The organism is Nonomuraea sp. NPDC052634 (assembly GCF_040678535.1).
Lineage (GTDB): Bacteria > Actinomycetota > Actinomycetes > Streptosporangiales > Streptosporangiaceae > Nonomuraea > Nonomuraea fastidiosa.
The window spans coordinates 240,054-253,819 of sequence record NZ_JBFATY010000005.1; the positions used below are offsets into that span (position 1 = coordinate 240,054).

The following is a 13,766-nucleotide window of genomic DNA, read 5'->3' on the forward strand; positions in this document are numbered from 1 at the left end:
TGGTGGTGCACGATGACAGAAACGACCCACTCGACCGCGCCCAACGCCAACGGCAACGGGGGCATCAACGGCAACGGGCAGCTCAGCCTCAGTACCGACGCCGCCAGACAGCTCGCGACGACGACCAAGACGCCGCCGCAGATGCAGGAGATCACCACGCGCTGGCTGCTGCGGCTGCTGCCGTGGGTCCAGTGCTCCGGCGGCGTGTTCCGGGTGAACCGGCGACTGACGTACACACTGGGTGATGGCCGGATCACCTTCAGCACCACCGGCGCCGACGTGCGGGTGATCCCGGCCGAGCTGACGGAGCTGCCGATGTTGCGCGGCTTCGACGACATGGAGGTGCTTGAGGCGCTTGCCGACCGCTTCACCCAGCACGAGATCGCACCCGACGAGGAGATCGTCGCCGAGGGCGGCGAGGTGGACCGGCTGGTGCTCATCGCGCACGGGCGGGTGGCGAAGATCGGGCGGGGCGCGTACGGCGACGAGCAGAGCCTCGGCGTGCTGGCCGACGGCGACTACCTCGGCGAGCAGACGCTCGTCCAGGGCGGCAGGTACGAGTTCAGCGCCCGCGCCAAGACCACGACCACCGTCCTGACGCTCTCCAGGCAGGACTACGAGCAGATCGCCGAGCGCTCACCCGCCCTGCGCGAGCACGTCGAGACCTGGCGCACCAGCGGCTCGCGCGCCCAGAACGACTACGGCGAGGCCGCGATCAACCTGTCGGCGGGCCACGTCGGCGAGGCCGAGCTGCCCGGCACGTTCGTGGACTACGAGACGAGCCCCCGCGAGTACGAGCTGAGCGTCGCCCAGACCGTCCTGCGCGTGCACAGCCGCGTCTCCGACCTCTACAACCAGCCGATGAGCCAGCTCGATCAGCAGCTCCGCCTCACCATCGAGGCCCTGCGCGAGCGTCAGGAGGACGAGCTGATCAACAACCGCGACTTCGGCCTGCTCCACAACGCCGACTTCAGCCAGCGCATCCGCACGCGCTCCGGCCCTCCCACCCCTGACGACCTCGACGACCTGCTGTCCACGGTGTGGAAGGAGCCCTCGTTCTTCCTCGCGCACCCGCAGGCCATCGCCGCGTTCGGCCGCGAGTGCAGCAAGCGCGGCGTCTACCCGCAGTCGACCGAGGTGAACGGCCACCGCGTGCCGGCCTGGCGGGGTGTCCCGATCTTCCCGTGCAACAAGATCCCGATCAGCAACGCGCGGACCACGTCGTTCCTGCTGATGCGCACCGGCCAGGAGAACCAGGGCGTCGTCGGCCTGCACCAGACCGGCATCCCCGACGAGTACCAGCCCAGCCTGTCGGTGCGGTTCATGGGGATCAACGAGAAGGCCGTCATCTCCTACCTGGTCAGCGTCTACTACTCGGCCGCCGTCCTGGTGCCCGACGCGCTGGGCGTGCTGGAGGACGTCGAGCTCGGCCGCATCGGTTAGAACGTTCCACGGCCCCGTCCGCCACCCCTGGCGGGCGGGGCCGCTTGCCGCCCTGCCCCGTGATGACGCGAAGGAGTCGACCATGACGCAGCCGTTCGAACTGCCGGACTTCTACCTGCCATATCCCGCCCGGCTCAACCGGCATCTGGACGAGGCGCGCGTGCACTCCAAACAGTGGGCGCGCGACATGGGCATGCTCGAAGGCTCGGGCGTCTGGGAGGAGGCGGACCTCGACGCCCACGACTATCCGTTGATGTGCGCCTACACCCACCCCGACTGCGACGCGGCCGAGCTCGGCCTGATCACCGACTGGTACGTGTGGGTGTTCTTCTTCGACGACCACTTCCTGGAGTTCTTCAAGCGCACCGGCGACCTGGCGGGCGGCAAGGAGTACCTGGCGCGGCTGGCCGCCTTCATGCCGATGGGGGCGGACCTGAGCGTGCCCGAGCCGCAGAACCCGGTGGAGGCGGGCCTGGCCGACCTGTGGCCGCGTACGGTGCCGAGCATGTCGCTCGACTGGCGGGCCCGCTTCGCCGGGAGCACCCGCAACCTGCTCAACGAGTCGCTGTGGGAGCTGGCCAACATCAACCGCGGCCGGGTCGCCAACCCCGTCGAGTACATCGAGATGCGGCGCAAGGTCGGCGGCGCCCCCTGGTCGGCCGGGCTCGTGGAGCACGCGGTCGGCGCGGAGGTGCCGGCTCAGATCGCGGAGAGCCGGCCGCTGCGGGTGCTCAAGGACGCCTTCTCCGACGCCGTGCACCTGCGCAACGACCTGTTCTCCTACCAGCGCGAGGTCGCCGAGGAGGGCGAGCTGAGCAACGGGGTGCTGGTGCTGGAGAGGTTCCTCGGCTGCTCCACGCAGGAGGCCGCGAACGCGGTCAACGACCTGCTGACCTCGCGGCTGCAGCAGTTCGAGCACACCGCGGTCTTCGAGCTGGGCCCGCTGTTCGTGGAGCACGGCATCGACCCGCTCAGCGCCGCCGGGGTGGCGGCGTACGTGAAGGGGCTGCAGGACTGGCAGGCCGGCGGGCACGAGTGGCACATGCGCTCAAGCCGCTACATGAACGAGCGGGCCGGGGCGAGCAGGCCGCTCGGCATGTCGTCGGTGATCGATTTGCTGGGTGCCAAGCGGGTGCGCTCGTTCACGCACGTGCCGTACCAGCGGGTCGGGCCGTCGCGCATCCCCGACCTGTACGTGCCGTTCCCGCTGCGCCTGTCGCCCCACCTCGACCGGGCGCGGCGCAACCTCGTGACCTGGTGCCACGAGATGGGCATCCTGGAGCCGTCGCACGGGGTCGCCGGGCCCGCCGTCTGGGACGAGGCCAAGCTCGTCGATTACGACCTGCCGCTGTGCGCCGCCGGCATCCACCCCGACGCCACACCCGAGGAGCTGGACCTGGCCTCGGCGTGGCTGGCGTGGGGCACGTACGGCGACGACTACTTCCCCGTCGTCTTCGGCCGCACCCGCAACCTGGCCGCCGCCAAGGTCGCGGTCGCGCGGTTCGGTGCGTTCATGCCGCTCGACGGCACGCCCGCGCCGCCGCCCGCCAACGCTCTGGAGCGGTCGCTCGCCGACATCTGGGCGCGTACGGCGGGGCCGATGCCGCGGGAGGACAGGCGCAAGCTGCGGGAGGCGGTGGAGGCGATGTGCGAGAGCTGGCTGTGGGAGCTGGCCGGCGAGATCGCCCACCACATTCCCGACCCGGTCGACTACGTCGAGATGCGGCGCTCGACGTTCGGCTCGCAGCTCACGATGAGCCTGAGCCGGCTGCGGCACTCCGAGGACATCCCCGAGGAGTTCTATGCCAGCGGGCCGATGGTGGCGCTGGTCAACGCCATGATGGACGCGGGCACGCTGGTCAACGACGTGTTCTCGTACCAGAAGGAGATCGAGTTCGAAGGCGAGGTGCACAACGCGATCCTCGTCGTCCAGAACTTCTTCGACTGCGACTACCCGACCGCGCTGGGCGTCGTGGACGACCTGATGGCCTCGCGGGTGCGGCAGTTCGAGCACATCGTGGCCAACGAGCTGCCCATCGTCTGCGACGACTTCGGCCTCGGCGAGGAGGCGCGGCGCGACCTCGACGGCTTCCTCGAGGAGCTGCGCAACTGGCTGGCCGCGATACTCAACTGGCACCACAACTGCCGCCGCTACGACGAGCCCTCGCTGCTGCGGCACCATCAAGCGCCGCGGCCGCGCTTCCACGGGCCGAGCGGGCTCGGCACCTCGGCCGCGGTGATCAGGCCGCCGGGGGCCGTCAGCCCTGTCGCGTAGGTGATCAGGGTGCCTGGGGCTGTTGCGTAGGCACGTGGATCCTGGGCTGGTAGAACCAGCCCATCATCCGCAGCAGCCGGCGCTGGTAGGGCGTCACGTTGTAGAGGCGGATCCAGCGCTCCGACGGCGGCACCGTCGGCATCGCCAGCACGCGCAGCCCCGACACGTCGACGAAGGTCAGCTTTCCGGTGTCCACCACGATGTAGGTGCCCTGGCGGATGCTCTCCAGGGCGCCGGCCACCGCGCGGCTGTTGGTCGCGTCGATCTCGCCGACCAGCGCGACCGCCGGCACGGGCGGCAGGCCCGGCGGCGCGGCCGTGGTGATGGTCAGCTGCCGGTCCTGGTACAGCAGCCGTTCCTGAACGCTCACGCTCCCCCGCACCCCCCAACACGCTCTTTCTGGGGGTTGTCGCCGTACGCACCTGCGGATCCCCCCGCACGCGCTTTCCGGCGATTAATCCGAAACCTAGGCTACACGAAACATGCCGGGCATCGGATTTTTCGTCGGATAATGACCGTTTTATCGGATAAAGCTGAAGTTGACGGTCTCGCGGGGCCTGTCCGGAGTTGCGAGGTGCTGCGGAGGCGGGGACGACGGGCTTTACCGAGGATCTATGAAGTCGCTCGGAGGGTCGGCGATCTGCCCTTTATCAGTGGAAATTTCACCCTATTGCGTACGTACCCCGATGGCGTTTTGTCGGCATAGAGAGCGAGAAAAGCCACAGAGGAGACAACTGCGGGCAGGGCGGCCACATCGGCCCCTGGCGCGGCTCGGATCGGGAGCGCGGATGTGCCATGGACCAGGAACGGAGACGGCAAGAACGGCGCGGACGGCCGGTACGGCGTAGGCAGCAGGACCTGTGGACACGGCCGGACCGATGGACACGGCCGGACCGGCGAAGACGGCCTGCCTTGCGGATACGGCGGGCCTTGCGGCGACGGCCTGAACGGCGGGGACGGCCTGCGGGAACGGCGGCGCGGGCGGCGGCGGTGGGGATGGCGGTGCTGGTGTCCTGTCTCCTCGCCCCTAGCAGCGCCGCCGCTCGGGCGACGGCGGGTGGGATCGCGTTGCGGGCGGCGCTGGAGATGATCGGGACGCCGTACTCGTGGGGCGGCGGCGGGGTGAACGGCCCCGGCTACGGCATCGGGCACGGCGCCGCCACCAAGGGCTTCGACTGCTCAGGCCTGACCGAGTACGCCTACGCGCGGGCGGGCGCCCTCATCGGCACCACCACGTACGAGCAGTGGCGCGCAGGCGTCAGGATCACGCGTGACCTGCTGGAACCAGGTGACCTGGTTTTCTACGACAGCGACAAGAAGACGCCGGGACCCGAGCACGTGGCGCTGGCGGTGGACGATCAGCGCATCGTGCACGCGCCGCACACCGGCGCGTACGTGCGCATCGACCCGCTGGACCGCGCCGACCTGCTCGGCTTCGTCCGCGTGGAGGTCGGCCGCGGCGACCCCGACCGCTGACCGGCCGCGTGCCCGTGAAGCGGCCCGTCTCCTGGGGAGCCGGCCGCGTGCCCTTGAAACGGCCCGCCTCCTAAGGAGCCGGCCGCATGCCCGTGAAACGGCCCGCCTCCCGGGGAGCCGGCCGCGCACTCCCGGCAAGGCCGTGCACTCCCGCTAAGGCGGTGCACCCTATTAGTACGTGAAAAGGATTAGTACGTGAAAAGGCCGTACGCCCCCGGGCGGTCCTTGGTGGGATCGCGCCGGAGGCGTACGGATCACCGAACGTTCGGTCCACCGGCAGGGCCGGGCCGTGGCCTCGCGAGTCTCCACGGCCGGCCTCGCCGGATCGCCCAGGTCACGGGAGAGCGGTTGGCCACGCGGCCCGTCCGGTGTGGGGCCGCCGCGCCCTCCCCGCCTGCGCGCCCAGGGTCTTACCGGGCCTGCGTGTTGCCGTTGTCGATGCCGGTGTTGACGTTGCCGTCACCGACCCTCGGCTGGTTGTTGTTCAGCAGCGCGACATTGATCTCGTCGAGGAAGCTGAGGAAGCCGACCTCGAGGTCGTTGACCGAGTGGTTGAGCACGTGATTCAGGACGTCGTCGCCCAGCTGCCACTGCGTCAGCAGGGCCTGGCCCGAGTTGTTCGGGTTGGGCCCGACGCCGGCGGACGCGGCGGACGCGGAGAAGCCGAAGACCGCGGCCGCCACAGCGGCGCCGGCCAGAATACGACGGATCATGTTTGCTTTCCTCCATGAAACGGCGCGGCATTACCACGCCAGGTTTTTTTGTTCAGGGCTGTGCGGCGCCGCTGACGGTGATCGTGGTGATATGGGAGATGCGACTCGTAATGGAGGTCAAGGAACGCGTGAAACCTGTGGTGCTGATTCCCGGCCGACCAGGTGAATTCCGGTCCTCCCGCGGAAAGCGCCTATAACCAGATCGGCACCTTTTCCGGCCGATTTCCGGATGGCGTTCGCGACGGCGCCGGCCGTACCTGGACGATTCATCGATCGCCTGCCGAGCGTTTCGGCGCTCCGGGAAGCGCTCCGCGACCTTGCGAGTCCCCACGATCGTTCAGTTCTGTGACGCGCCAGGAGAAGGCGGGAAGAGCGGCCGGCCGTGCGGCCGGGTGCGGTCGCACGGCCGGCGCACCTGCCCTGCCTCCGCGACCGGTCTTACCTGGCCTGAGCCTGGCCGTTCTTGATCTTCGTGTCCTTGTTGTGGTCGCCGACCGCCGGCTGGTTGTTGTTCAGCGCGCTCACGTTCACCTCGTCGAGGACCTTGACGATGCTGAGCTCGAGGTCGTTGAGCGAGTGGTTGCCGACGTTGTTGAGGACGTCGTCCAGGATCTGGAACTGGCTGAGGATGGCCTGGCCCCCGTTGTACGGGTTGGGGCCGACGCCGGCGGACGCGGCGGTGGCGGAGAAGCCAAGAGCAGCGGCCGCGATTGCGGCACCAGCCAGAATACGACGGATCATGTTTGCTTTCCTCCATGGAACGGCCCGGAATTTCCGGCGCCATAGTCGTTCGTGCAGGGCTGTGAGGTGCCGCGAATAACAATCGCGGCAGGTGGCGGGGCCCGCAACCCGGAAAGACCTTACGGAGGTCAAGAAGACGCCTCGATTCTTTGGCATCAGGTTTCGCCGGTCACGATTCTGGAAACCGGCGCCCGCTTATCCGCGGGCGCACCCGATGGCTGGGCGGCGTCAATGCCATCGCGGGCCTGCACTTTTTACCTGTGCACCGGCGGCGGGGGCGATGGTTCGCCGCCCGCGCGCCCACCGGGCTACTGGGCGCGAGCGTCGCCGTTGTCGATCCGGGTGTTGATGTTCTTGTCGCCCACCTTCGGCTGGTTGCCGTTCAGCGCGCTCACGTTCACCTCGTCGAGGAGCTGGCCGATGGCGATCTCGAGGTTGTTCAGCGAGTGGTTGCCGACGTCGTTGAGCACGTCGTCCAGGATCTGGAACTGGCTCACGAAGCTCGCGCCCTCGTTGTGCGGGTTGGGGCCGACGCCGGCGGACGCGGCGGAGGCGGAGAAGCCGAAGGCTGCGGCCGCGACAGCGGCACCGGCCAGAATGCGACGGATCATGTTTTCTTTCCTCCATGGAACGGCGTGAATTTACCGACGCCGTGGTCGTTCGTTGCAGGGCTGCTAGGTGCCGCGAATAACCATCACGGGAACCCTCGAAAAGCGCAACTGGAAAATCTCTCGGCAAGGTCAAAGAGCCGCCTGGATTTTTTGAGCCGCTTTTCCGGCACTGCGGCGGCGGTGCACGATCGGCACTCCGCGGGATCCGCTATTGAACCGGTGCCGCCGCCGGGCCACGCCGCGTATGGGGTGGAGGATCACCGGTCTTTGGACAACGATCGACCGCCGCTTGGCGCTGGTATCCGGCAGCAGGAAAACGCTTTTGAAAGGGCCGCCGCGGACCACGTACGAGGACCGGGGGCACCTGTGATGACGTGCGGGAATCCCGCCGGGGCGGTTCGCCGCCCGGCGAAGATCCGGGCCCGATCCCGTGCGAGGATAGTGTTCATGGCAGAGATCGTCGGCGGAGGACGTCCGGTCAACGACGCCGAGCGGCGCGTGATCGCATATCTGCGAGACCACGCGCCCGCCGACTGGTTGCTGCTGCACAACATCGAGGTCCCGCGCGGCCACGACGTGTTCGAGGTCGACCTGCTCGTCCTGACCGGCCACTCGCTGGTGGTGGTCGACGTCAAGGGCACCAGGGGCCGCATCGAGGTGTCGGGCACGCGCTGGTTCCCGCCGCGCAGGGAGGCGTTCGGCTCGCCGGTGACCAAGCTGCGGGGCACCGCCAAGGCGCTCAAGGGCCTGCTGGTCTCCCGTGCCACCCAGCTTGAGCGGGTCTACGTCGACAGCCTGGTCGTGCTCACCTCACCGGACGCCGAGCTGATCGATCCCGCCGGGCGCGACGCGGTCAACGTCACCGACCTGCCCAACCTGGTGGCGACGCTGAGCGACGTCTCGCGGGTGCGGCGCGGCTGCAGCCCCGACATCCGGCCGTACATGACGGCGATCCTCGACGCGCTCAACCAGACCGTGCGCCGCAGCACCGCGCCGCCCAGGTTCGGCAACTGGGAGGTGGAGGAGCAGCTCGGCGGCGACGCCAAGGTCACCGAATACCGCGCGTTCAACGCCACGCTGCCGGGCAGCGAGACCGTGCTGCTGCGCGTCTACCAGGCCGACCCGCTGGCCGATCAGGAGTCGCGGGCGGCGGAGCGGCAGCGCATCGCGAACGCGTATCAGACGCTGGCGCGCATCCCGCCGCACCCGTGCGTGGTGCGCTCGCGCGACTTCTTCGCGATCGACGACGAGAGCCGGTTCGTGCTGGTGCTCGACGACGTGCACGGCGAGGCGCTGCACCTGGCGATGGGCAAGGCCGCCCCGATGGGCGTCATCACCGACCTGCTGCGCGGCCTGGCGCACGCCCATCTCCACGGCGTGGTGCACCGGGCGCTCACGCCCGCGGCGGTGCTGGTCACCGACGACGGCCACGCGGTGCTGACCGGCTTCGACTACGCCAAGCCGGGCCCGCGCAACTACACGGTGGCCCACGAGCTGGGCAACGTGCTCGACGCCCACTATGTGGCGCCCGAGTGCCAGGAGCGGCCCGACCTCATGACCACCTCGTCCGACGTCTACGCGGCCGGCGCCATCGCCTACCAGCTGCTCACCGGCCAGCTCCCGACCAGCGCCGACGCCCAGGGGCCGGACGTGCCCGAGGTGGTGCGCATGATGCTCGACCACTCCCCGGCCAAGCGCCCCACGGCGGCGCAGGCGCTCCAGGCGCTGCGCGACGCACCGCCGCCGCCCGGCCGGCGCCACAAGTCACGGCTCACCAGGTTCGTCCGCCGCATCGTGTCCCGACCGTAGAACACACCAGGCTCGTGGAGCACACCGGGGTCGCCGCCGCACAGCGTCCCGGCCGTAGGGCTCACAGGCTGGCGCGCAGGGCGTCGGCCTGCCTGAGGTAGTCGCGCGCCAGCCCGGTACGCCCCGCCGAGCGGTGCAGCTCGCCGAGGAGCTGCGTGCTCGACGCCTCGCCGCTGCGGTCGCCCAGCTCCTGGAAGATCCGCAGCGCGCGTTCGAGCCCGGAGGAGGCGCGGGCCAGGTCGCCGTTGGCCGCTTGCAGGCCGGCCAGGCTCTGCAGCGCGTACGCCCCGCAGTGCCGGTCGCCCAGCGACTCGAAGATCTCCAGCGCGTGCCGGTGGAACGAGATGGCCTGGTGCAGGTGACCCATCTGGACGCACACGCAGCCCTCCCTGTGGGAGTCGCCCAGCTCCTGGGCCAGCCGCATGGCCAGGCCCAGCGACTCCGACGCCTGCGCGAGGTCACCCGACTTCAGGCACACCCGGCCGATGGCCTGGCGGGCGTACGCCTCGCCGGGCTTGTCGCCGGTCGCCTCGAAGATCGCGAGGGCCTGGCGGAAGTGGCCGAGCGCCTGCGCGTGCCGGCCGCGGAACTGGCTGACCGCGCCGAGGCCGCAGATCGAGGTGGCCTCGGCCCTGCGGTCCCCCATGTCGCGGAAGATCTGGCGCGAGCGGGTGAAGGCGTCGGTGGCCTCGTCGTAGCGATCCTGGTAGAGCGCCACCTGGGCAAGGCCCCTGAGCATGGCGGCCTCGCCGTACCGGTCGCCGGCGGCGCGGGCGGCGGCCAGTGCGACGGTGTGCGTGCGCCGCCAGGTGCCGAGGTGGCAGCGCAGATCCAGGTACGGCACCATCGCGGCGGCCAGCCCCCACGCCGACTCGGCCGCCCCGTTGCCCGCCGCCGTCTCCACGGCGGCGGCCAGCGTCTCGTGCTCGGCCTCGAACCACGTCACCGGGTCGGCGGTGAGCCGGTCGAGCACGGGTCCCGGCAGCCGCCAGCGCGGCGCCCCCGCGGCGGTGAGGCTGAACACCGTGGTCGGCAGGCGGGCCATGGCGTGCTCGGCGGTCGCGGTCCACGCGGCGAGCACCCGTCCCACGGCGGCGGGGTCGCCGGGCTGCCGCCGGGCGTGCTCGGCGATCAGGTCGGGCACCCGGTAGCGCGGCTGGCCGGTGTCGTCGGTGCCGACCGGGTCCAGCAGGTTGACCTCCACCAGCAGGTCGGTGACCTCGCCCGCGCCGTGGCGGCCGAGCGCGGCGTCGATCACCCAGCCGGGCTGTGCGGCGGGGCCGAGCAGGCCCAGCGTGGCGAGCGTGCGGGCGGCCTCGTCGGGCAGGCGCGCGTACCCGCGGTCGAGGCCCTCACGCACGTCGCGCAGCTCGGCCAGCCAGTCGTCCTCCAGGCGCTGCCGCAGCACCGACAGCGACCAGCCGGGGCGGGCGGCCAGGCGGGCGCCCGCGTTCCTGACGGCGAGCGGCAGGTGGCCGCAGGCGGCCACGATGGCGAGCGCCGGCTCACGTTCCCTGGCGACCCGGTCCGTGCCCGCGACCTTCGCGAGCAACGACAGCGCCTCGCCGGGCGCGAGCGGCCCGAGCTGGACGAACGCGGCCCCGGGCAGCTCGGTGATCCGGCGCCGGCTGGTGACGATGACGGCGCTGCCGTTGCCGGGCAGCAGCGGGCGCACCTGGGCGGCGTCGCGGGCGTCGTCGAGCAGCACCAGCATGGGACGCTCGGCCAGCAGCGAGCGCAGCAGCGCCGACCGCTCGGCCACCGTCGGCGGCGGCGTGGCGACGCCGAGCGCCCTGAGCGCCTCGGCCAGCAGGTCGCCCGGCTCGCGGTCGCCGAGCTCCAGGTAGAGCTGCCCGGATGGGTAGGCCGCGCGTAACGCGTGCCCAACGTGCACGGCGAGCGCCGACTTGCCGCAGCCGGGCGGCCCCGAGACGACCGCGACGGGATGCGGCCGGCTCAGCCTCGCCACCTCATCTGCTCTGCCGGTGAAGTCGGGCAGGTCGGGCGGGAGCTGGCGGGGCACGACGGTCGCGCTCTCGTCGGCGAGTATCAGCTCGTACGCGCTGCGCAGCTCCGTCCCCGGCTCGACGCCCAGCTCGTCGACCAGCCGGCCGCGCACGGTGGCGTAGGCCCGCAGCGCCTCGGCCTTCCTGCCGCCGCGGTGCAGGGTCAGCAGCAGCCGCCCCCACAGGTCCTCCCGGTAGGGCTGCTCGGCCAGCAGACCGCGCAGCTCCGAGACCGCGCCGTCGTGGTCGCCCGCCGCGATGCGCCGCTCGATCAGCGCCTCCGCGGCACGCGCGCGCAGGTCGCGCAGCGCTTCGATGCGGCGGTCCCAGACGGGGCTGCCGGGCAGGTCGCACAGGGGCGCGCCGCGCCATAAGGCGAGCGCGGCGTCGTACTCACCCTGATCGACCAGCTCCTCGAAGGCCAGCAGGTCCAGCTCGGACGCGGTCACGTCGATGGCGTAGCCGCCGCCGTCGGAACGCAGCAGATCGCCCAGGTCGGCGCGGAGCGAGCTCGCGTACGTGCGCAGGTTGGCCTGCGCCGAGCGCGGCGGCCGCTGTGCCCAGAGCACCTCGGCGAGCAGGTCGGCGGCCACCACCTGGCCTGCGTCGAGCAGCAGCGTGGCGAGCAGCAGCCGAGGCTTCCTGCCGGAGATCCGGACGGGTTGTCCGTCGCGGCGGACCTCCAGCGGGCCGAGCACGTGGAAGGTGACCGTCATCCGCATCAGCTCCTCTACAGGGGCCTGACAGCCGTTTGTATCGGTTGTGGACGTTTTCTGTGCGGCTCGTACGGACCCTGGGTCTCAGAGATCCCACGGAAAGGATCACCCCATGAAGCTCTACGGAGCAATGGCCGCGGCCCTGGTGCTGATCGCCGGCCTCGGCGCAGCGTCCCCGGCGGCGGCCGATCCCGTACCGGAATCGGAAGAGGCCCAGATCCTCGCGACGAACTTCCAGCTCCCCTTCCCCTGTGGCCAGACGTGGACGGGCAACTCCAGCGCGAGCAGCGCGCACCGCTCGTACGAGATCGACTTCAACCGGGGCAGCACCGCGGACGCCGACAAGGGCGACACCGTGGTCGCCGCTGCCGCCGGGACGGTGGTGATCTCGTCGCACCAAGGCTCGACCAACGGCTTCGGCAACCTGGTCAAGATCGACCACGGTGGCGGCTGGGCGACGTACTACGCGCACCTGGACACCCGTACGGTCAGCGTCGGACAGTCCGTCTCCCAGGGCCAGAAGATCGGCACAGTCGGCAACACCAGCAAGCCGGGCAACAACATCTCGCCGCACCTCCACTACGAGGTACGGCTGGGCGACAACTATCCGTCCAACATCCAGCGGGCCGTTTTCAACGGGGTCACGTTCGGGTACCCCCAGCAGACCCTGACCTCGCAGAACGGCTGTAGCGGCGGATCGACGAACCCGTACAAGCCCGAGCAGGTGTGCGGCTCCGGCTTCAAGGTCATCGACTCGGCCAAGCTGGGCACCGACGGCACGGTCTACCTGCTCTACAACTCCAGCAACGCCAACAACTGCGTGGTGACGCTGAAGGCGAAGAACATCGGTAAGGCCACCGCCGTCAGCGCCTATCTCGAGGTGCAGGGCAAGTCCCGCAAGACCGACTCGGGCAACTTCAGCTACTACGCGGGCCCGGTCAAGGCGGCCGCTCCCAGCACATGCGTCAAGTGGGGCGGCAAGGCGGGCTCGTCCACGTACGACAGCCCGTGGGAGCACTGCAGCTGACCTGACCCGACCCCTCATCTGACCAGGCCGGGCGGCGCGAGGGCCGCCCGGCCTACGCGTGCGTGACGGTGTCGAGTATGTCGATCACGTAGAGCCTGGGCCGCTCGCCCGGCGACGGCACCGCGATCCTGCTGCCGACCCGCCGCCCGGCCAGCGCGCCGACCCAGGAGGCCGGCACCGCGCCCGGCTCCAGCGTGAACGCGCTCGGCCCGCCCCGCCGATAGGAGGAGTCCACGACCCGGCGGGACGGCCAGGACGCGGCCACGTACTGGACGACCACCTTCGAGCCCGCGGCGACCTCGCCGCCCGAGCCGTCGATGAGCACGCGGGGCGGGTCGGCGGGGGCGAGGTCGGCGGGCACGACCGGCAGCGTCCGCCCGACCAGGCGCGCGTCCGGCGGGTAGCCGCCGATGATGTCGAACACGAGCACCAGCGTGTCGTCGGGGTCGAGGCCGGCCGACGGCACGTTCGGGCCGAGCGCCTGACCGGCCGGGCTGATCAGCATGACCCGGCTGCCCGCCGGATGCCCGATGAGCGAGCGCCGCCAGGTCTCCGGCACCTTGCGGCCGTCGAAGACGACCGTCGTGGGCTGGTCGCCGTCGTAGGTGCTCATGTACGGCCGGTTGCCCGACCAGCGCCGGATGTCCACGTCGGCGAGCACCACGTCGCCCGGCATCGTCCGGCGCCCGCTGCCCGTGGACAGCACCGTGATACGCGGCGTCCGCCCCGGCTTGCCCTTCGGGAGGGTGACGACCGGCTTGCTGCCGAAACGTCCCGTGACGACGGGTTGCGTGCCCTCCTCCGCCAGGCCGCACGAGGTGGCGAGCAGGAGCAGGGCAGGCCAGAACAGACGCAACGTTCTCTCCTCCAGGGCTCTCCTCCGGGGCCCGAGTCCGAAGGAGTTACTTGCCGCAAGCGGTGCAAGGAAAGCTTCGCGCCGCGCCATCTC

11 protein-coding genes are annotated in these 13,766 nt (G+C 70.6%); 5 read left to right on the plus strand and 6 right to left on the minus strand.

The window, feature by feature from the left end; all coding sequences use genetic code 11:
• The first annotated feature begins 12 nt into the window (after positions 1-12).
• On the plus strand, positions 13-1,443 hold the full coding sequence (locus tag AB0K67_RS23525) for a family 2B encapsulin nanocompartment shell protein (protein WP_364063853.1): 1,431 nt from the start codon (positions 13-15) through the stop codon (positions 1,441-1,443).
• A gap of 82 nt (positions 1,444-1,525) precedes the next feature.
• Positions 1,526-3,718: a germacradienol/geosmin synthase gene (locus tag AB0K67_RS23530; RefSeq protein ID WP_364063856.1), complete on the plus strand. Its 2,193-nt coding sequence runs from the start codon at positions 1,526-1,528 to the stop codon at positions 3,716-3,718.
• Positions 3,719-3,722: 4 nt separating this feature from the next.
• Here the strand turns inward: AB0K67_RS23530 and AB0K67_RS23535 are convergent, their stop codons facing one another.
• Positions 3,723-4,088: an STAS domain-containing protein gene (locus AB0K67_RS23535; RefSeq protein WP_364063858.1), complete on the minus strand. Its 366-nt coding sequence runs from the start codon at positions 4,086-4,088 to the stop codon at positions 3,723-3,725.
• A gap of 626 nt (positions 4,089-4,714) precedes the next feature.
• Here AB0K67_RS23535 and AB0K67_RS23540 point away from each other — a divergent pair.
• Entirely contained in the window at positions 4,715-5,194 is a 480-nt protein-coding gene (locus tag AB0K67_RS23540; protein WP_364063861.1) for a C40 family peptidase, read from the plus strand.
• A 410-nt stretch (positions 5,195-5,604) separates the two neighbouring features.
• Here the strand turns inward: AB0K67_RS23540 and AB0K67_RS23545 are convergent, their stop codons facing one another.
• The 3 genes from AB0K67_RS23545 to AB0K67_RS23555 form a co-directional block, all read right to left on the minus strand.
• The gene (locus AB0K67_RS23545; protein ID WP_364063864.1) at positions 5,605-5,907 is read right to left on the minus strand and encodes a hypothetical protein; all 303 of its coding nucleotides are present in this window, start codon (positions 5,905-5,907) and stop codon (positions 5,605-5,607) included.
• A 438-nt stretch (positions 5,908-6,345) separates the two neighbouring features.
• Positions 6,346-6,648, minus strand: coding sequence for a hypothetical protein (locus AB0K67_RS23550; protein ID WP_364063866.1), 303 nt, complete (start codon positions 6,646-6,648; stop codon positions 6,346-6,348).
• A gap of 308 nt (positions 6,649-6,956) precedes the next feature.
• Complete coding sequence (locus tag AB0K67_RS23555) at positions 6,957-7,259, minus strand: hypothetical protein (protein WP_364063869.1); 303 nt, start codon at positions 7,257-7,259, stop codon at positions 6,957-6,959.
• A 447-nt stretch (positions 7,260-7,706) separates the two neighbouring features.
• Here AB0K67_RS23555 and AB0K67_RS23560 point away from each other — a divergent pair, with 447 nt between their 5' ends.
• Positions 7,707-9,068: an NERD domain-containing protein kinase family protein gene (locus tag AB0K67_RS23560; RefSeq protein WP_364063871.1), complete on the plus strand. Its 1,362-nt coding sequence runs from the start codon at positions 7,707-7,709 to the stop codon at positions 9,066-9,068.
• Positions 9,069-9,129: 61 nt separating this feature from the next.
• Here AB0K67_RS23560 and AB0K67_RS23565 read toward each other — a convergent pair whose 3' ends face one another.
• Positions 9,130-11,790, minus strand: coding sequence for a BTAD domain-containing putative transcriptional regulator (locus tag AB0K67_RS23565; RefSeq protein WP_364063873.1), 2,661 nt, complete (start codon positions 11,788-11,790; stop codon positions 9,130-9,132).
• Between the two features lie 112 nt (positions 11,791-11,902).
• On the opposite strand from AB0K67_RS23565, the gene AB0K67_RS23570 reads away from it, so the two are divergent.
• Positions 11,903-12,817 (plus strand): M23 family metallopeptidase, encoded by a 915-nt coding sequence (locus tag AB0K67_RS23570; protein WP_364063876.1) that lies wholly within the window; start codon positions 11,903-11,905, stop codon positions 12,815-12,817.
• A gap of 52 nt (positions 12,818-12,869) precedes the next feature.
• On the opposite strand, the gene AB0K67_RS23575 is transcribed toward AB0K67_RS23570, so the two are convergent.
• Positions 12,870-13,673 carry an FKBP-type peptidyl-prolyl cis-trans isomerase gene (locus AB0K67_RS23575; protein ID WP_364063878.1) on the minus strand — a complete coding sequence of 268 codons (804 nt, stop codon included), beginning with the start codon at positions 13,671-13,673 and terminating at the stop codon, positions 12,870-12,872.
• Positions 13,674-13,766: the final 93 nt, after the last annotated feature.

Bases quoted from the DNA above. Each gene is read 5' to 3' on its own strand.
- AB0K67_RS23570 (WP_364063876.1), top strand. From the start codon at position 11,903: ATGAAGCTCTACGGAGCAATGGCCGCGGCCCTGGTGCTGATCGCCGGC.
- AB0K67_RS23555 (WP_364063869.1), bottom strand. From the start codon at position 7,259: ATGATCCGTCGCATTCTGGCCGGTGCCGCTGTCGCGGCCGCAGCCTTC.
- AB0K67_RS23560 (WP_364063871.1), top strand. From the start codon at position 7,707: ATGGCAGAGATCGTCGGCGGAGGACGTCCGGTCAACGACGCCGAGCGG.
- AB0K67_RS23545 (WP_364063864.1), bottom strand. From the start codon at position 5,907: ATGATCCGTCGTATTCTGGCCGGCGCCGCTGTGGCGGCCGCGGTCTTC.
- AB0K67_RS23540 (WP_364063861.1), top strand. From the start codon at position 4,715: ATGGCGGTGCTGGTGTCCTGTCTCCTCGCCCCTAGCAGCGCCGCCGCT.
- AB0K67_RS23550 (WP_364063866.1), bottom strand. From the start codon at position 6,648: ATGATCCGTCGTATTCTGGCTGGTGCCGCAATCGCGGCCGCTGCTCTT.
- AB0K67_RS23530 (WP_364063856.1), top strand. From the start codon at position 1,526: ATGACGCAGCCGTTCGAACTGCCGGACTTCTACCTGCCATATCCCGCC.
- AB0K67_RS23525 (WP_364063853.1), top strand. From the start codon at position 13: ATGACAGAAACGACCCACTCGACCGCGCCCAACGCCAACGGCAACGGG.
- AB0K67_RS23565 (WP_364063873.1), bottom strand. From the start codon at position 11,790: ATGACGGTCACCTTCCACGTGCTCGGCCCGCTGGAGGTCCGCCGCGAC.